This window comes from Paraburkholderia dilworthii (assembly GCF_000472525.1).
In the GTDB taxonomy this organism is placed as follows: Bacteria; Pseudomonadota; Gammaproteobacteria; order Burkholderiales; family Burkholderiaceae; genus Paraburkholderia; species Paraburkholderia dilworthii.
Map to the genome: position 1 here is coordinate 1 of NZ_AWZT01000074.1, position 18,633 is coordinate 18,633.

Below are 18,633 nucleotides of genomic sequence, written 5' to 3' on the forward strand. Positions count from 1 at the left end.
AATTCCTCCTTGCAATTTATGTACTTTATAGTCTAGCATATCGGTTGCTGTACTAATGGGTATAGAAACACATGCGCACGTCAAAGACTAGCAAAAACGTTCACGCGAAGCACAACGGCCGCCCATCTACAGCGCAGGAGCGAGCCGCTCCGCTTGCGTCTCTCTCGTTGGCCGCACTTCTGGCCTTCGAAACCATGCTCGCGGGTTGCACGGTTGGACCGAATTACGCCGCTCCGTCCGCGCCCAATGTGTCCAGATTTACGGAGAAGCCAGTTCCCTCGCGCACTGTCTCCACCGACACGACCGCGGGCAACACGCAAACCCTCGTCGAGGGGCGCGACATCCAGGGTGACTGGTGGGCGCTGTTCCATTCGTCGCAGATCAACGCGCTGGTCGAGCGCGCGCTCAAGGCCAATCCCACGCTTGCTGCCGCTCAGGCGACGTTGCGCGAGGCGCGCGAGAATACGCGTGCGGAGCAGGGCAGTTTTTTCCCGCAGATCAGCGCGAGCACATCGGCCGAACGCGAGCGCACCATGCTGGTGAGTCCGGTGCCGCAGACATACAGCCTCATAAGCGGATCGCTCAGCGTGTCGTACACGCTCGATGCATTCGGCGGCATTCGCCGGCAAGTCGAGCAACTGAACGCCCAAGCCGAGTATGAGCGCTACGAACTGGAGGCGACCGAACTGACGCTGATCGCGAACGTCGTCAATGCGGCCATCAACGAGGCTTCGTTGCAGGCGCAGATTGATACGACACACGAGATCATCCGCGCGTATACTGCCGCGCTCGACGTTACGCGACGCCGCTTCGACGCCGGTGGCGTAAGCCAGGTGGACGTGCTGCAGCAGCAGTCGCTGCTGGATGCGCAGATCGCCACGCTGCCCGGTTTGCAGAAGCAGCTCGAGCAGCAGCGCAATCAATTGGCGGTGTACCTGGGCGGCTTGCCGGCCGACTACACCGGGTCTACGCTGGATCTCGCCGGCCTCGTGCTGCCAGAGGAACTGCCGGTGTCGCTGCCGTCGAGTCTGGTTGCGCAGCGACCCGACATCCAGGCGTACGGCGCCTTGCTGCATTCGGCGACGGCGAACGTCGGCATCGCGGTGGCAAACATGTTGCCGCAAATTTCGCTGACCGGCAGTTATGGACGCGAGGGCAGCAACTACTCAAACCTTTTCAATCCCGCAGGCATTGTATGGAGCCTCGCGGGTAGCCTCACCCAGCCGGTCTTCGAGGGCGGCAAACTCAAGGCGGAGAAGCGCGCCGCCGATGCTGCGGTCGATGTCGCCGCCGCCCAGTACAGCAGCACGGTCAACTCGGCGTTTCAGGACGTGGCCAATGCGCTCGTCGCCATTCATCGAGACGCCGAAACGCTTGCTGCGAACCTCGAGACGCAGAAAACGGCTGCTGCGAGCCTCAGGGTCGCTCAGGCGCAATACCGCGCGGGCGGCGGCACTTACCTCAATGTGCTGAGCGCCGAGCAATCCGATCAGAGCGCGCGCCTCAACCTGATTTCCTCTCAAGCCGCTCGCTACACCGATACCGTCGCGCTCTTCCAGGCGCTGGGCGGTGGCTGGTGGCATCGGAGCGATGTCGATCCCAAAGTTGCGCAATGTTGCGGAGCATTTTAAATCATGACCACTGTTACCCCGCTTGCGGATACCGCCAATACCCCGCCTGAATGGCAGCGGCCGCCTAGAACCGTGCTTCGCCTGTTTCTGATGCTTCTGGTGGTGGGACTGCTTGGCGCCGCGCTGATAGGTTTCCACCTGCTCAAGGGGCACATCCTGAAGCAGGTCACGAGCGGCATCCAGTCGCAACAGGCGACCGTGTCGACCACATCCGCTGTCTTGCAGCCGTGGCAGCCGACGCTCACGGCCGTCGGATCGCTGCGGGCGTCGACGGGTGCGGACCTTTCGCTGGAAACAAGCGGCGTGGTCGATGAAATCGACTTCGAGTCCGGCCGCGACGTCAAGCAAGGGGCCGTGCTGCTCCGCCTGCGTCCGAACGACGATCCCGCCAAGCTCGCGCAGTTGCAGGCCACTGCCGATCTGGACGAGATCACCTACAAGCGCGACCTGCAGCAACTTGCGGCGCAGGGCGTGGCGCAGTCGATCGTGGATACAGATGTCGGCAACCTGAAGTCGGCGCGCGCGCAAGTCGCGGCGCAACAGGCGCTGATGAACGAGAAGGTCGTCCACGCCCCGTTTTCGGGACGTCTGGGCGTGCGTCAGATCGATGTGGGTCAATACCTGGCGGCCGGCACGACGGTTGTCACGTTGCAGGCACTCGACCCAATGTTGCTCGACTTCTATCTGCCACAGCAGGTGCGTGGGCAGATCAGCGCGGGACAGACCGTATCGGTGAGCGTTGATGCGTATCCCGGCAAGACGTTCACCGGCACGGTGACGTCGATGAATTCGAAGGTCGACGTCTCGAGCCGCATGCTGCAGATACGCGCGTCGTTTGCGAACCCCGACGGTGCGCTGCTGCCTGGCATGTTCGCTACCGCCAGCGTGGCGAGCGGCGTGGAGCAATCGCTCGTGACGATTCCGCAGACGGCGGTGACGTACAACCCATATGGCAGCCTCGTCTACGTGGTCCACGAGGGCAAGGACGCGCAGGGCAGGCCGCAGGCAAGTGTCCACCAGCAGTTCGTGACGACCGGCGCGACGCGCGGCGATCAGGCCAGCATCCTGAAGGGACTGAAGGCCGGCGACGTGGTGGTGACGGCGGGGCAACTCAAGCTGCACAACGACGCAATGGTCCAGATCGATAACAGCGTGAAGCTGCCCAACGACGCCGCGCCCGTCCCGCAAGATCACTGAACAGGACGGCTCATGAAATTTACCGACATCTTTATCCGCCGGCCTGTACTGGCGTGCGTGGTCAGCCTGATGATCCTTGTGCTCGGCTACAAGGCGTTCACCTCGCTGCCCGTTCTCGAGTACCCGAAAACCGAAAACGCCGTGGTGACCGTGACCACGACGTACTACGGTGCCGACCCGCAGACCGTGGAGGGTTTTGTCACCACGCCGCTGGAAAACGCCATCGCGCAGGCGAACGGAATCGATTACCTGTCGTCGAAGAGCATCGCCGGCACCAGCACGATCACGGCGAACCTCGTGCTCAACTTCGATCCTGACAAAGCGGTCACCGAGATCAACGCCAAGATCAACTCGGTGCTCAACCAGTTGCCGAGCGGCGTGCAGCAGCCGGCCATCACGGTCGCGATCGGACAGTCGCTGGACGCATTGATTATCGGCTTTTCGAGCGATGAACTCAGGCCCAACCAGATCACCGACTACCTCGTGCGCAACGTGCAGCCGCGTCTGCAGGCAGTGCAAGGCGTGCAGACGGCCGAACTGCTGGGACCCCAGAATTTTGCGCTGCGCGCGTGGCTCGATCCGCAGAAGCTCGCGGGGTACGGCCTTACCGCGACCGATGTCACCAACGCGCTTTCCTCGAACAGTGTGATCGCAGGACTGGGAACCACCAAAGGGCAGATGGTGCAGTTCAACCTCACCGCATCGACGGATCTGCATTCGGTGCAGCAGTTCCGCGATCTCGTGATCAAGCAGGTCAATGGCGGCATCATCAGGCTGAAGGATGTGGCCAACGTCACGCTCGGCTCGGACGACTATGAATCCGGCGTTTCGTATAACGGCCAGAAGGGCGTGTACGTGGGGATCAAGATGGTGCCGGGGGCGAGCCTGCTCGATGTGATCAAGGGCGTGAAGGCTGTGTTGCCCGACATTCAGAAGGCGCTGCCGGCGGGGTTGGACGGCTCGGTCATCTATGACTCCACGGTATTCGTTGACAGTTCGATTCATGAGGTCGAGAACTCGTTGATCGAGACGGTAGTGATCGTCACGCTGGTGGTGTTTGCCTTCCTCGGCGCGCCGCGCTCCGTGCTGATTCCGGTCATCGCGATTCCGTTGTCACTGGTGGGCACCTTCGGCGTGATGCTCGCGCTAGGCTTCTCGATCAACCTGCTGACCTTGCTCGCGCTAGTACTGGCGATCGGGCTGGTGGTCGATGACGCGATCATTGTGGTCGAGAGCGTGAGCAGTCATCTGGAAGCGGGCATGCGGCCACGCGATGCCGCGATCAAGGCCGCGCGGGACTTAGCCAGCCCTATCATCGCGATGACCATTGTCCTGATCGCCGTCTATGTGCCGATCGGTTTTCAGGGTGGACTGACCGGCGCATTATTTACTGAGTTCGCGTTCACGCTGGTTGGCGCGGTGACCATGTCCGCGGTCATTTCTCTGACGCTGTCGCCGATGATGTGCGGCCAGTTCTTGAAGCCGCACAATGAGAGCGGCCGTTTTGTCACGCGCATTGTCGAGACGATCGATCATGTTTTTGGTTCGCTGCGGCGTGGCTATGAACGGCTGCTACGCAACAGTTTGCGGACGGTCCCGGTGACCCTATTGTTCACCGGGCTGGTAATTTCGAGCATCTATTTCCTCTACACAAGTGCCGACAGCGAACTCGCACCACAAGAGGATCAAGGGGTCGTCATTCTGCAGCCGACTTCCGCGCCGGACGCGACGCTACAGCAAAAGGAGGCGTTCGGCCGTCAGGTCGCCGACATCCTGGCCAGCGTTCCAGAGGCCGCGCAGACGTTCCAGGTCGAGAGCCCGTCGCAGTCGATTGCCGGAGTGACATTCAAGCCGTGGGATCAGCGTCATCGGACTGCGACGGATATCCAGCGCGATCTGCAGAACCAGGTCAACAAGGTGGCAGGCCAGAAGATCGCCGTGTTTCAGCAGCCTTCGCTGCCCGGTTCGCAAGGCTTGCCGATCCAGTTCGTGCTCAAGTCGACACAGCCGCTGGATAGGCTAAATGTAGAGGCTCAGAAATTCTTCTCGGAGGCCGCCGCCAGTGGCATGTTTCTATTTATCGATAGCGACCTCAAGATCGACCAGCCGCAGAAAGTGTTCGATATCGACCGCGACAAGGCTTCACAACTCGGCTTGACGATGCAGCAGGTCGGCACGGCGCTGGGCGGTCTGTTGGGGGGCGGTTATACGAATTACTTCAGTCTCGATTCGCGCTCGTACCAGGTCATTGCCCAAGTGCAGCAGCGCTCGCGCCTGACGCCCGACCAGGTCATGAATTACCAGGTCGCGACTGTGAATAACGTGCCCGTGCCGTTATCGTCGATCGCCAATGTGCGGACCGAAACAGTGCCTGAAATCATCAATCATTTCCAGCAGGTGAACTCGGCGACGATCTCCGGCGTGCCCGCGCTTGGCGTTTCGCAGGACGCCGCGCTCAGGTCGCTGCAGGCGCTCGCGGCGCGTACGCTGCCGGCGGATGTGTCGATCGACTATGCCGGCCCTTCACGTCAACTCGTGCAGGAATCGAGCGGATTTGTGGGCACCTTTGTTCTGGCGCTGATCATCATCTACCTGAGTCTCGCGGCGTTGTTCGAGAGCTTCCGCGACCCGTTGGTGATCCTTGTTTCGATCCCGATGTCGGTAGCGGGTGCGCTCGTGTTCATCAGCCTTGGGCTGGGAGGGGCGTCGCTGAATACCTACACGGAGGTCGGGCTGGTGACACTGATGGGGCTGATCAGCAAGCACGGCATTCTGATTGTGGAAGTTGCGAATGCGGCGCAGCACGAGGGCATGTCGAAACTCGAAGCCATCGTCCATGCGGCGGGGATGCGTTTGCGGCCGATCCTGATGACTACCGCGGCGATGGTGCTCGGCGTCGTGCCATTAATCCTGTCCTCAGGTGCGGGTGCGGCGTCGCGTTTCAACATGGGGCTGGTGATCGGCAGCGGGTTGTCGATAGGCACGCTGTTTACGCTGTTCGTGGTGCCAGCGGTTTATCTCGCGTTCGCTGCTCGACATGCGCAGGAGACAACCGAGTCAAGGATGCAGACGGTGGAGATCGCTTAGCCTGTGCTCGACCTCGGCGGTGAAGCGGGCGCTGATGCAATGGAGCCGTCACAGGAGGGGCCGCTGTACCGGCGCGCGCGGCGCGCCGGGCAGGGCGAGGCATTCTGGCGCGCGATGGCCGAGGCACGGACGCCAAGCGGACTCGGCGTTCGACGTTTCTGTCGTGAGCAGGGGCGCGCTCGTTAGTACCTTCGGTTTGTGGCGCAAGAAGGCGTATTCGTCCTTTTCGTGGGAAATCCGGTGGCCGTGTTCGGGAGAGCGCTTCCTGTAAAGCTCTCCGTTTTTGCCTCCGATGCGCCACGCCCGAGCTTGCAAGCTATCGAGAAATCACGGCTGTTCGGAGCAAAGCGCCAGCATTTTTACCAACTTGACCTAGGTTGAATCCCGAACACTTATGAAATTCCTGATCAAGAGCGAATTCTGCAATCCGCGCCACGGCTCCCCGTTGGTGCCGCGCGACGACATTCCGGTGCTGCTGCCCCCGCTGTCGTCGCGCGCCTGCGCCGAACTGCAGGAGGTTCGCTTTGGATAAGCGGTTGCCCGATCAAGCCGAGCGGCAGCGGCGGGTGCTCGAGGAATGCGGTGCGCGCGTCGTGGCGGTGACGGGCGGCTCTTCGCGCGTCGGCCGCACGTCGACCGTCGTGAATCTCGCGGCGGCGCTCGCGGCGCAAGGCAAGGACGTGCTCGTGATCGACGAATGCGTGGGCGGGCACTCGGTGTCGGCAATGCTTGGTGGCGCGCGCGGCCTGGATGGCGCGGGCAGCGCCGGGAATTTCAGCGCGGTGCTGAACGGCGAACTGCCGGTGGATCAGGCGGCAGTGAGAACCGGGCTCGGCTTTGCGCTGCTGGCGGCGCCGCGCCATCACTGCGACCGGTATAGCGCGACGCAGCTCGGCGCGATGCTGGGTGGACCAGCCGACGTCGTGCTGATCGATGCGCCGCTCGACCGGCTCGGCGCGTTGTCGGCGCTCGCGGTGCAGGCGCACGACGTGATGATCGTGACGCGCTTGGCCGCGCAGGCGATCGCCGACGCATACGTGTGTATGAAGCGGCTGCACCGCGCGCACGCAATCGCGCAGTTCCGCGTGCTCGTGAACCACGTGGAGAGCCGCGTCGACGCGCAGGTCGTGTTCGAGAGCCTAGCGGGTGTCGCGGCCCGCTACCTGACGGTATCGGCGACGGGCGCGGGCTGCGTCGCCGCCGATCCGCGGATGGCACGTTCGCTCGAACTCGGGCGCTGTGTGGTGGATGCGTTTCCGTCGACGCCTGCGGCGCGCGATTACCGGCACGTCGCCGCGGAAATGCTGTACTGGCCGATGCGACCAGCGATGTGGTCGAGGCAGCCGGCCGTGGCGCCGGCCGCCGTATCAGCAGTGCCGCATGCCGACAAACCGTCCGCACAATCACGCTGAGCGCACGGACGGGATCAGGGAGCACGATGTACAACGCTCAGGGAAAGATGTCGCCGACGGACGTGCTGACGCAATATGCGCCGCTCGTGCGCCGGCTCGGTTTGCAACTGATCGCGAAGATGCCGGCGAGCGTCGATCTGGACGACCTGATCCAAGTCGGGATGATCGGCCTGCTGGATGCGGCGGCCCGCTACAAGGAAGACCAGGGCGCGCAGTTCGAGACCTACACGAGCCAGCGGATTCGCGGCGCGATGCTAGACGAACTGCGCAGCAACGACTGGCTGCCGCGCGCCTTGCGCAAGACGTCGCGGGAGGTGGAGCTGGCGGTGCACCGGGTCGAACAGCAGTTCAGCCGCTCCGCGAACGAGACCGAGATCGCCGAACACTTGAAGATGCCGCTCGATGCGTATCAGGCGACGCTGCAGGATCTGCACGGCGGCCAGTTGATCTACTACGAGGACTTCGACCGTTCCGCGGACGACGAGCCGTTTCTCGACCGCTACTGCATCGATCATTTGGATCCGCTGTCGGCCCTGCTCGACGACAGTCTGCCTTCGGCGCTGGTCGAAGCGATCAAAAAGCTTCCGGAACGGGAGAAGCTACTGATGGCGCTGTATTACGAGCGCGGGATGAACCTGCGTGAAATCGGCGCGGTGATGGAAGTCAGCGAATCGCGCGTGTGTCAGCTGCATGGCCAGGCGGTGGCCCGGCTACGGAAAATCGTCTGGGCGGGGGCCGAAAGCTGAAAAGTTCGGACTTTGCGTTTAGCGCCAGTCTGTAGGGAATGTCTGATCAACTCGCGCATCATCGGGTACCGTTAATAAGATGAGCGCCGACGCAAAAGAGTCGAGAGGAGAAAGAAGATGAAGCAGGTCAGCTTTGGAGGCTGGCCAAGACAAGGAAGAAGCGCGAGACGAAGCGCGAGCGATTCCTCGATGACATGCAGCGGATGAGCAAAGGCAAACTGTCCGATGACGCATCGTTATCGCAAAGGCGCTGTCGAAACTGAGGTTGACCATTGACTTCAGAACAAGTCGGGACGAGACCTGCTTGGGGGGCTGACGGAAGCTGGTGTATAGGCGGCGTAATCTCAATACAGGCCTTGGTACGGAAGGTGAGAATCTTGTTCCACATGCGAAAGGAAATGACAAATGGCACAAACCGTGAGTAAGAAACCGACGCTGGGCCAAGGGGCGGAGTCACGGACCGCGTCGCGCAGACCGTGGTCAAACTTATCATCGAGCCGAGCCTCGACACGATCTTCCGTCCGGACTCTTATGGGTATTGGCCCGGACGATCGGCGAAGCAGGGTGTCGCAGCTACTCGCGAACGCTGCTGGCGATACGACTGGTTGGTGAGCTTGATACCAAGGCGAGCTTGGATCAAATCGATCACCGGCTGCTGATGAAGGCGGTGCGCACCACATCAAGTAAATCTAGATCCCGCTGTACATCAAGCGGTGGCTGGTCGCACCGTTCGAGAGGAAGGATGGCACGCCTGTACCACGGGAGCGCAGTACGCCGCAGGGCGGGGTGGCCAGTCCCGTCCTGATGAACCTGTTCATGCATTACGCATTCGACCATTGGATGCAGCGCATCGATCCAATTGCCCGTTTTCCCGCTATGCCTACGACGCAGTGGTTCATTGCCGCAGCCTGAAGCATGCGGAATGCATGATGCGGTCCATCGCATCACGGCTGGCGGCTTGCAATCCGACGATGCATCCCGATAAATCGAAGGTCGGATATTGCAAGGACAGCAATCGTAGCGAGCACCATCCGCCCCGGGTGTTCAGCTCGCTCGAGTTCACCGGTGTTTTTCTGGCGAGGAGGGCCATGATGACGTAAGCACGGAGATGAGCGTGCGCGTCTCAAGGGCCGCCTTGCGGGGCAAATAAAGCCCGCGACTCGGCGGGAAAATGGGTTAGTTCGGCCCCATTCCAAAATCGGCCCTTCCGGTCGATCGCCGACGTATCAGCCGGACCTGATCAGACATTCCTTATGGACCACCTTGAAACGCTGCGGACCTTTTGTACCGTCGTCGAAATGAAGAGCTTCACGCACGCCGCGCATGCGTTGGGCGTCTCCAAGACAGTCGTCTCGCGCGCGATCACGGGGCTCGAAACGAGGCTTGGTGTGCGTCTCATTCAGCGCACGACCCGACACCTGGCACTCACGGAATCCGGGGAGGAGTTTTACGGCGGGTGCTCGCGCGTGGTTGCCGAACTGGACGTGCTGGAGGCCGGTGCCGCGGAGCGCGCACGGGAGCCTGCAGGGGTACTGCGGCTCGTCGCCCACACCACCGCGGCGCTGATCGAGCTGCCACCGCTGATCGCCGGGTTCCGTGCCCGGTATCCGGCCGTGCAGCTCGAATTGACGCTGGCGGAACGGCCAGTCGATCTGATCAGGGAAGCCTTCGATCTCGGCATCGTGCTGCCGTTCATGCTGACCAGCGAGCTCACGATCACCCGTTCGTTGTGCCGCCTGCCCCTCGCCCTGGTGGGCTCGCCCGGCTATCTGCGGGGGCGCCGGCTGCCGCAAGGACCTTGCGATCTCACCGCATTCCGTTTCGTGACAATCCTCGCCTCGATCAGCGAACCACAACTGCGGTTCCGGCGCGGTGGCGAACAGATTGCCGTGCCACTGGAACACGACGTGTCGACCAACAACGCAGCGTTGAACAAGGAACTGGTGATGAGCGGTGCAGGTCTCGGCGTGTTGCCGCTGACGATGGTCGGCAAGGAGCTGGACGATGGCCGGCTGGTACACCTGCTGCCCGACTTCGAGCTCATGAGCGGGGACGCCGAACTCAGGCTCGCATATCGGGACCGGAGCCTGATGACCGCGAAGGTCCGGGCGTTCATCGACTATGCGACGTCGTACTTCGACGCGCGCGAGGCTCAGGTGGGTCACGGGCAACAGCAGCAAACGGTGGCCGGCGGCAGCGGCAGGCCGTCCTGATCGCCAGATGCTCATGCAAACCTTCCCTGGTCTCGTCGTCTGCGAGCATTGTGACAGCGTGTACCGCCGCCGCGCGCTGGGCACGCGCGAGGTGGCGCACTGCGGGCAATGTTCGGCCGTCCTGTATCGCGCAAGCCACCTTGATATCGATCGGTGGCTCGCGCTGACCGTCGCCGCAGCCATCGTCTTCGTGATCGCCAACGTCTGCCCGGTGATCCGGATCTCCCTGCGGGGCCTGCACAGCGAGACGACGCTCTGGCAGTCCGCGGCAGCGCTGGCGCACGGCGCGGTTGCACCGATTGCGCTCGCCACTGCGGCGATGATCGTCGTGGTGCCGCTTCTTCAGATCGCGCTGCTCGGCTGGGTGCTGGCATTTGCCCGCGTCTCACGCCGGGCGCCGGGTTTCGCATGGAGCATGAGGCTGCTTGCGATGCTGCGCCCGTGGAGCATCGTCGAGGTCGGCGTACTTGGCATGCTCGTAGCCGTCATCAAGCTTTCCAGTTTCGTGCAGGTGGCAGCCGGCCCCGGCATCTGGGCCACGGCAACGCTGATGGTGCTGATCCCAATGATCGCCAGTCGCGATGTCCACCTGCTGTGGGAATGGACCGACGCGGAGACAGCATGAAGCCACCTCCTCGCGCAGGACAGCTAGGCCTGATTGCCTGCCATGGATGCGGACTGGTTTGCGCACATATGCCGCGCGTGGACGGACACGCCCAATGCCCGCGCTGCAAACGAGCCCTGCATCGGCGGCGCCCGGACAGCATCGCACGGTCGTGGGCGTTCCTGATCGCTTCCCTGATCTTCTACATCCCCGCCAATGTGCTGCCGGTCATGCACACGAGCCTTCTTGGACGCGGCAGCGACAGCACGATTCTCTACGGCGTCGTGGAGTTCTGGAAAGCAGGGTCCTGGGGCATTGCGTCGGTGATCTTTATTGCGAGCGTGGCGGTGCCGTGCACCAAGTTCCTGGTTCTGGGCCTGCTGCTCGCGACGACCCAGCGGCGCAGTCGCTGGGCGATGCACGAGCGTGCCCGCCTTTATCGGCTCGTCGAGGTAGTCGGCTACTGGTCGATGCTCGATGTGATGGTCGTGGCGCTCGTCTGCTCGCTGGTGCGCTTCCATGCACTGTCCGACAGCGAGCCGCGCATCGGCATTCTTTTCTTCGGCCTCGCGGTGATCCTCACCATGCTCTGCGCCATCAATTTCGACCCCCGACTCATCTGGGACGCTGAGGAAACATGAATTCCCTATCAAATGAACCGCTAGCCGAACCCCGCGATCCTGTCGTCACCCGTAGCCGATGGCGGCTATCCCTAATCTGGCTTGTTCCACTCGTCGCCGCCCTCATCGGAGTGTCGATGGTGATCCACGCCTGGCTCTCGGCTGGCCCGGAAATCACCATCTTGTTCAAGACCGCGGCTGGGCTGGAGGCGGGCAAGACCACGGTCAAATACAAGGACGTCACGGTCGGAACCGTATCTACGGTCGCGCTCAGCGACGATGGCTCCCACGTGGTCGCCTCGGTTTCGCTGGACAGGAGCGCGCGGAGCCTGGCGCGCGCGGACAGCCGCTTCTGGGTCGTCCGGCCTCGTCTGGGTATGACCGGTGTCTCGGGTATGGACACACTGCTGTCGGGCGCCTATATCGGTGTGGACACCGGCACATCGGAGGCCGCGCACACAGCGTTCACGGGGCTGGAGACACCTCCCGCCGTCATCCGTGGGACGCCGGGAACGAGCTTCGGGATTCATGCAGACGACCTCGGTTCGCTCGACATCGGCTCGCCCGTTTACTACCGGCGCATTCAGGTCGGCCGCGTGGCGTCGTATAGCCTCGACGCCGATGGCCACGGCGTCAGCGTGCAGATCTTCGTCGATTCACCGTATGACCGGTTTGTCACGGCAGATACCCACTTCTGGAATGCGAGCGGGGTCGACCTCTCGCTGGGTGCAGACGGTTTCAAGCTCAAGACGCAATCCGTGGCCGCTATCGTTGGCGGCGGAATTGCGTTCGCCACGCCCGCCGGTAGCACCGCCGCCGGCCCAGGCGGCAGCCAGTTCAATCTGGCCAAAGACGAAGAGACGGCGATGGCGCCGCCAGACGGTCCGGCCCAGTACATCGAGTTGCGCTTCGCACAGTCGCTGCGCGGCCTGTCTATGGGTGCTCCCGTGGTGTTTTCGGGGATCAACTTCGGGCGGGTGGTTTCCATGAAACACGATTACGACCCGGCCACGCAGCGTTTTCCCATGATCGTCGGCATCGAGGTCTATCCGCAGCGGCTCGGACCGGTGCTCGACAAGCTGCCCAACATGAATGGCGACATTGAAAAGGTCGCGCAATTCCTGTCCACCATGGTCGCGCACGGTCTGCGCGGACAGGCGCGCTCCGGCAATTTGCTGACCGGACAGCTCTATATTTCGCTCGAGTTCGTACCGAACGCCGCGAAGGTCTCATACGACGCCGATGCGCGACCGCTTACGCTGCCGACCGCGAGCGGCGGCTTCGACCAGTTGCAGGAGCAGATGGCGAGCATCGTCGGCAAGATTGACAAAATGCCGCTCGACTCCATCGCACGCCATCTCGACACGGGTCTGGCGGATCTGGACAGCACCCTGAAGCAGATCAACGGCCAGGTGCTGCCGGCGACCACGCAAACGCTGGAGCAGGCTCGCCAGACCTTCGGCGCCGCGCAGGGCATGCTGGCCGAAGACGGGCCGCTCCAGGAAAATCTGGGCCAGACGCTGCAGGAAGTCCAGCGCACTGCCCGCTCGCTGCGCACGCTCACTGATCTGCTCGGCCGACATCCGGAAGCGCTGCTGCGCGGCCGCACAGCGGATCAGTCAACCGTGGCCCCGGTAACCGCGGCCAGCCCCTCTGTTTCACCGGAGTCAAAACAATGAGTCTGTCAGTCCACGCCAGCCTGCGCGCAGTCGCGCTCACCGTCGCGCTGACGCTGAGCGCCTGCGCGTCGGCGCCGGTGCACTACTACACGCTGGTTTCCCCGGCAGCACAGGGCGCTTCGGTCCAGCCAGCCGCGCCGTTTGCGATCGACGTGTTACCAGTGGGCGTTCCCGCCGAGCTCGACCAGCAGGCGATGATCGTACGGCAAGGCGACAGTGGCGTTGCCCTGCTCGACGGCGAGCGCTGGGTCGCACCGCTGGGCGATGAACTGCGCGCAGCGCTATCCACCCAGCTGGTGCGCCGCCTGGGCACCCAGGACATGGCCGGGCTCACCCGGCCGATCAATCAACCGGTGCTGGGCATCAGGCTGCAGATCCGGCGCCTCGACGCCTGGCCGGGGCACGCGGTGCAACTCGAGGCTGACTGGAGTCTCGGTTTCGCGCAGGACCCCAAAGGTGCCCGCCTGACCTGCCATACGCAGTTGCAGGAGGCGGCGCCGGGTGGTTACGCGGACCTGGTGCGCGCGCAGCAACTCGCCATTGCGAGCCTGGCCGGCCGCATCGCGGACGATGCGCGAGGCTGGGCGCAGTCGCGCCAGCATGGCTGCACACTACAGGCCTGAGCCATCACACCCCATTCGCAAATACGAGCCCTTGCCGGGTCCAACCTCATGCGCAAAGTAACGGACTTCGTCTTTCGTCTCGCCCTGCTGGCATTATTCAGCCTGATTCTCCCGACAGCGTGGGCAGCCACTCCTTCGGAGGTCACTGCAATTGCGCCTCTGGCATCACCTGGCGATGACGCCAGGACCCTGACCATTCTGGGGGACCTGCAGACCCAGCAGGACCAGATCAAGCAGCGGGCATCGACGGCGACGAGCGACACGCAATTCGTCGAGTTGCAGACAGCGATCCAGCAACTTTCTGCCCGGATGGACAACTTTCTCTCCACGTCATTGGTGCCCGGGCGCGCGAAATTGCAGGCCCAGCTTGACGTGCTCGGTCCTGCGCCGGCTCCAGGCAACAGTGTCGAAACGCCCGCGGTCGCGGAGCAGCGCCTCGCTATGGCGGCACAGCGTGCGCGGCTCAACGCCGAGATCGGGCAGGCGGAAACCATCAGGGCGAACCTGCCCAAAGTGACTACCCAGATTGGGCGGCTCCAGCATGACCATCTGAAGAACCAGCTCGCTTTTCGCTCCGGCAGCATTCTCAGCCCTGCGTTCTGGGCACCGCTTTTACATACCGAACCGACAGACCTCGAACGGCTGAAAATATTCGATTCGCTGATTACCGGACAACTGCAGTCGGCGTGGCAACCGGGTGAGCGACTCACGATCGTACTGATGCTGCTGCTCGCGCTCGGCACATGGACAGCAGGCGCCCATCTGCTCGAACGGGCGCTGGTATGGTTCTGCCTGCACCGCCTTCCCGAAGGCCGCTTGCGACGCAGCGCGATCGCGCTGTCGACCACGCTCACCAGCGTGGCGGCCGCTGCATGCGCATTCCGGCTCATCTATCTTGCCCTGACTCATCAGCAGCCACTCAACGCCAACCTGCAGGATTTCGCCAGCGAACTGACTACGCTTGCCCTGACCTGCGCCATGATCGCGGGACTGGGCAGGGCGCTGCTGTGCAGTGACCGACCCTCGTGGCGCCTGATAGTCATGGCCGATCCGGTGGCGCGCGCCCTCCAGCCATTCCCCCGGATACTTGCCGCCCTGCTCATGCTCTCCGGCACGGTGGAGCAGGTCAACCGAATAGTCGATACCAGTCTGCAGGTGACGCTGCTCGGGCGCGGGGTGGTCTCGCTGGTGGTCGCACTGACCATCGGCGCCGCCCTGCTACGGGCAAACCGCGTGCGTAATGCGCTGGCCGCCGCAGGAGAAACGCCGGAGGCCCGTTCGACCGTCGCCGGGTTGATCCACGCCGCTGTCACCCTGGTCGTCGTCGGCTCGCTGCTTTCGCTATTCACCGGCTACGTTACGGTTGCACGATTCCTGACCTACGAACTCGTCTGGTTCCAGCTGGTCTTGTGCAGTTTCTACCTGCTGAGCAGGCTTACGCAGGATACCTGCGACAGCCTGTTTTCGGCCCGCCAGGCCAGCGGGCAAACCATCAAGCAGCTATTCGGTCTCGACGACATTCACCTCGAACAGGCTTCGACGTTGATGTCCGGCGTGGGCCGCACCCTGCTGCAGGCGGTCGCGGTCGTCGCGCTGCTGACCGGCGGCTTCGGCACCACGCCCGCAGACCTGGCTAGCAGCATCCTCGAGATCGTCGGCGGCAACCGGCTGCGTGGGCTGCACATCGTCCCAGGACACATTTTCAACGCAGTCCTCACCCTGGGTGTCGGCCTGTACCTGCTTCGGTCCGTGCGCAAATGGCTGGATCAGGAGTTGCTGCCGAAAACCGGTATGAGCGTTGGCATGCGAGCCACGCTGCTCGCGCTGTTCGCCAACACCGGCTGCGTGCTGATCGCGCTGCTCACCCTGTCGATCCTGGGTGTTCGGTGGGCCAGCCTCGCATGGATCGTCAGCGCGCTGTCGGTTGGCATCGGCTTCGGGCTCCAGGAAATCGTCAAGAATTTCATCTCCGGGCTGATCCTGCTGACCGAGCGCCCGGTCAAGGTCGGCGATATGGTCAGTATTGCGGGCGTCGAGGGCGACATCCGCCGCATCAACGCTCGCGCAACTGAAATCCAGCTCGCCGACCGGTCCACGGTCATCGTTCCCAATTCCCACCTGATCTCGCAGAACCTGCGCAACGTGACGATGGGAAACCGGACCCAGGGCGTCGCGACCCTCACGCTTACCTTCCCGTTGAACATCGATCCCGAACAGGTGCGCGATCTGCTGCTAGCGACGTACGAAGCGCACGCGTCGATACTGGATCATCCGGCACCGTCGGTCATGTTCAGTCAGCTCGCTGCCGACGGCATCACATTGAGTGTCACCGGCTATGTTCGCAGCCCAAGAATAGCAGGCGATACAAAGAGCGACCTGCTGTTCGACATTCTCAAGCGGTTGCGTGCGGCGGCCATCACGTTGGCGACCCCGCAGACTGTGATCGTTAGAGAACTGCGAGGTTCGCCCGTTCCAACGGACGGATTTGTAGTCAGCGGTTGACCTGGTCCAGGGATGACGCGGGTCCGAAGGGAGTGTATTGCGCGGCGTCTTCGTCGGGCTCGTCATCTCTATGCATTCGCTAATTTCTGGCCTCCCAATTTTATTCCACCGGCTTAGCGCGACAGAACCCTGGCATCTCGGTTGGTCATCCGATCGGAGCAACCGGCGCGCTCACTACCGTCAAGGCGCTCTATTAACTGCATGGGATCGGCGGCCGCTATGCGCTCGTGACGATGTGCATCGGCGGCGGGCCAGGGATAGCGACCATCTTCGAAAATCTTCAATACCGGTATTCGATACTTCGCGGAACGGAACAAACACGACAATTGAAACGGTAGGGATCGTCGGCGCGGGCGCCCCGGGAAACGGGATCGCTCAGATCTCTGCAGTCTCCGGGCTGAAAGATCGTGGTTATCGATCTTCCCGAGGCGGCGTTGTCGAAGGGAATGGCGACTCTTTCGTCGAGCCTTGAGACGCTGGTCGGGAAAGAAAAAATCGACGCTGCTACGCGTGATGCGGCGCTCGCCCGCATTGAGACCTTGACCGAGGATCAACGCCTTGCGAACTTCTTGTGATCGAGGCCACCACAGAAGGCACCGAAGTGAAGCAGCGCAGCCTGAACCCTCGGGACGGCAAAGTGCCTTTCATTCTCTAGTCTCGCTGCTCGCCGCCGCAGATGCCACGAGCAACGCATACTGGAAGCTTAGTCAGCTCAGTCTGATTTTGGGCTGTACAAGGCTATTGATCTGTTCGGCGCTCCACATCAGTGCTGCCTTTCCGAAACCATGAAGCGCCTGCTGATGGTGCCGATAAAGCATCGCATGGCTCATTTGCGCGAAGCGTCCGCGTATGAAGCCACCGCGAAAGAAGCCAAAACTCCCTAGAGTGCCAAATGCGCCATAGTCGCTGAGCGAAACGAGCGAGCCTATAATCCCGAAACTTAAAGTCCGGCAATGGTTCGCCTGCGAGCCACGCCGGTAGATGGCGGGCCAGATGCTCAGCCTGCTGCGTTGCGATCTGCGCGGTAGGCGGCAACGGCCGTTCGTGATCCATCAGAGTCAGACTTGCGCAGTCGCCGAGTGCAAGAATATTGTCGTCGTGCGTCGACCGAAGCGTGGCTTTAGTCACGACCTGATTTGAAGGGGTGGTTTCCATTCCCGCCCGATTATTCATGAAATCTGGCGCCTTGACGCCTGCGGCCCAGACCAAGAGGTCGGCGCTGACGAGACGCCCGCCGTCGATCTCGAACCCGTTGCTTTGCGCTGCCATGACCCGCGTCGAGGTCTGCACACTAAAACCGATGTGCCTGAGCTGTTCTTCAGCGGATTCTGAAATCTTTGGCGGGCGTACTGGAGATTGCCGAGGGCTACGGTGACCCTACCTTGCGCAACCGACTGAGCTTGACGCTGCTTGAAAGCGGACCGCGATCGATGAAGTGGCAGTGTTGCCTGACGCCAGGGATGCCGAAATCGTTCGCCTGACTGCCCACCGACAGCACCAGCACGTCGAAGGGAATCGTCCTGGCTTCGAGCACGAGTTCGCCCTCGGGCGTCCTCATCTCGTCAAGCAGCACTTCTTTGCGGGCAGGATCCAGTCCATACATGCGGCCTGGCTGCCATGCAAACCGGTGTGCGCTCGCGTGAGCGAGATAACTAACCTGCTGCTGGGACACATCGCGCGTGCCAGCCGCGATCGTATGGAGCATCGCTTTCCAGATATGGGTCTGGCTGCTGTCAAGCCACACCGCCAGCGCCGCGAATCCGCCGCCGAGCGCGCGCTCTAGGGACACGTCGAGCGAGACATCATGACGGCTAGCGTCTTCCCGCTTTCCCAAAAGCTCGCAAAAATACGTCCGTGCCGCGGCGTGCCCGCTTCTTGATTTCCCTATCGCTTGCAGGCTTCACAACTCCGAATGCGATGCGCATTTGCAGATCACCGGCCCACAGGCTCACCAGGTCCTGGGCCGCCAGCTCCGGCGAGTCGACGATCAGTTCGTTGCGCGCCTCGGCGTCGCTGATGATGCCGGCCAGTACCGCCACAGTCCGCCCCGGCCCTGCATCGTAAAAGCGCGTCCTTAGCGGCCGGTCGTCGCGCGACACGGTCGGCAGCGCGTGCGCCATGCCAGCAACATGGACATTCACGATGATCTTCAGGAATGCGGCGCCGATTGCAGACAGCCGTTCCCGTAAGGGTAAATTTTCGGAACTCGCGGGCGGCAGTACCCGGAGCATCCGGTCCGAAACGTCACTCACGACGGCCTCGAATAACGCTTCCTTGTCCGAGAAATGGCTATAGACCGTCATCTTTGACACCCCCGCC

At 62.5% G+C, this 18,633-nt stretch carries 13 protein-coding genes and 3 pseudogenes; 14 read left to right on the forward strand and 2 right to left on the reverse strand.

What is annotated here, in order from left to right; genetic code table 11:
* The first annotated feature begins 167 nt into the window (after positions 1–167).
* From F759_RS39395 to F759_RS42600, 14 genes and pseudogenes are all read left to right on the forward strand, one after another.
* Positions 168–1,631 carry an efflux transporter outer membrane subunit gene (locus F759_RS39395; protein ID WP_063829688.1) on the forward strand — a complete coding sequence of 488 codons (1,464 nt, stop codon included), beginning with the start codon at positions 168–170 and terminating at the stop codon, positions 1,629–1,631.
* Positions 1,632–1,634: 3 nt separating this feature from the next.
* On the forward strand, positions 1,635–2,828 hold the full coding sequence (locus F759_RS0133210; RefSeq protein ID WP_244438980.1) for an efflux RND transporter periplasmic adaptor subunit: 1,194 nt from the start codon (positions 1,635–1,637) through the stop codon (positions 2,826–2,828).
* Between the two features lie 12 nt (positions 2,829–2,840).
* Entirely contained in the window at positions 2,841–5,915 is a 3,075-nt protein-coding gene (locus F759_RS0133215; RefSeq protein ID WP_027803612.1) for an efflux RND transporter permease subunit, read from the forward strand.
* A gap of 394 nt (positions 5,916–6,309) precedes the next feature.
* The gene (locus tag F759_RS43515; RefSeq protein WP_154670926.1) at positions 6,310–6,447 is read left to right on the forward strand and encodes a hypothetical protein; all 138 of its coding nucleotides are present in this window, start codon (positions 6,310–6,312) and stop codon (positions 6,445–6,447) included.
* Complete coding sequence (locus tag F759_RS0133225) at positions 6,440–7,327, forward strand: MinD/ParA family ATP-binding protein (protein ID WP_027803613.1); 888 nt, start codon at positions 6,440–6,442, stop codon at positions 7,325–7,327. The genes F759_RS43515 and F759_RS0133225 overlap by 8 nt, the downstream gene beginning before the upstream one ends.
* 26 nt (positions 7,328–7,353) lie before the next feature.
* A complete protein-coding gene (locus F759_RS0133230; protein ID WP_027803614.1) occupies positions 7,354–8,073 on the forward strand; it encodes an RNA polymerase sigma factor FliA in 720 nt (239 codons plus the stop codon).
* Positions 8,074–9,326: 1,253 nt separating this feature from the next.
* The gene (locus tag F759_RS0133240; protein WP_027803615.1) at positions 9,327–10,286 is read left to right on the forward strand and encodes a LysR family transcriptional regulator; all 960 of its coding nucleotides are present in this window, start codon (positions 9,327–9,329) and stop codon (positions 10,284–10,286) included.
* A gap of 7 nt (positions 10,287–10,293) precedes the next feature.
* Complete coding sequence (locus F759_RS0133245) at positions 10,294–10,911, forward strand: paraquat-inducible protein A (RefSeq protein ID WP_209440537.1); 618 nt, start codon at positions 10,294–10,296, stop codon at positions 10,909–10,911.
* A complete protein-coding gene (locus F759_RS0133250; RefSeq protein WP_027803617.1) occupies positions 10,908–11,531 on the forward strand; it encodes a paraquat-inducible protein A in 624 nt (207 codons plus the stop codon). Before F759_RS0133245 ends, F759_RS0133250 begins: the two co-directional genes overlap by 4 nt.
* Entirely contained in the window at positions 11,528–13,189 is a 1,662-nt protein-coding gene (locus F759_RS0133255; protein WP_027803618.1) for a PqiB family protein, read from the forward strand. Before F759_RS0133250 ends, F759_RS0133255 begins: the two co-directional genes overlap by 4 nt.
* Positions 13,186–13,812: a PqiC family protein gene (locus tag F759_RS0133260; protein ID WP_036025915.1), complete on the forward strand. Its 627-nt coding sequence runs from the start codon at positions 13,186–13,188 to the stop codon at positions 13,810–13,812. The genes F759_RS0133255 and F759_RS0133260 overlap by 4 nt, the downstream gene beginning before the upstream one ends.
* A gap of 48 nt (positions 13,813–13,860) precedes the next feature.
* On the forward strand, positions 13,861–16,314 hold the full coding sequence (locus F759_RS39400) for a DUF3772 domain-containing protein (RefSeq protein ID WP_051377555.1): 2,454 nt from the start codon (positions 13,861–13,863) through the stop codon (positions 16,312–16,314).
* Between the two features lie 125 nt (positions 16,315–16,439).
* Positions 16,440–16,652: pseudogene (locus tag F759_RS41720) on the forward strand (hypothetical protein); the annotation flags it as partial.
* A pseudogene (locus F759_RS42600) lies at positions 16,640–16,933 on the forward strand (3-hydroxyacyl-CoA dehydrogenase NAD-binding domain-containing protein); the annotation flags it as partial. The pseudogenes F759_RS41720 and F759_RS42600, both read left to right, overlap by 13 nt.
* A gap of 88 nt (positions 16,934–17,021) precedes the next feature.
* Here F759_RS42600 and F759_RS41725 read toward each other — a convergent pair.
* A pseudogene (locus F759_RS41725) lies at positions 17,022–18,148 on the reverse strand (NAD(P)/FAD-dependent oxidoreductase).
* Positions 18,126–18,633 (reverse strand): TetR/AcrR family transcriptional regulator C-terminal domain-containing protein (locus tag F759_RS40315; protein WP_084534430.1); only part of this gene is annotated, 508 nt, incomplete at its 5' end. The pseudogene F759_RS41725 and the gene F759_RS40315, both read right to left, overlap by 23 nt.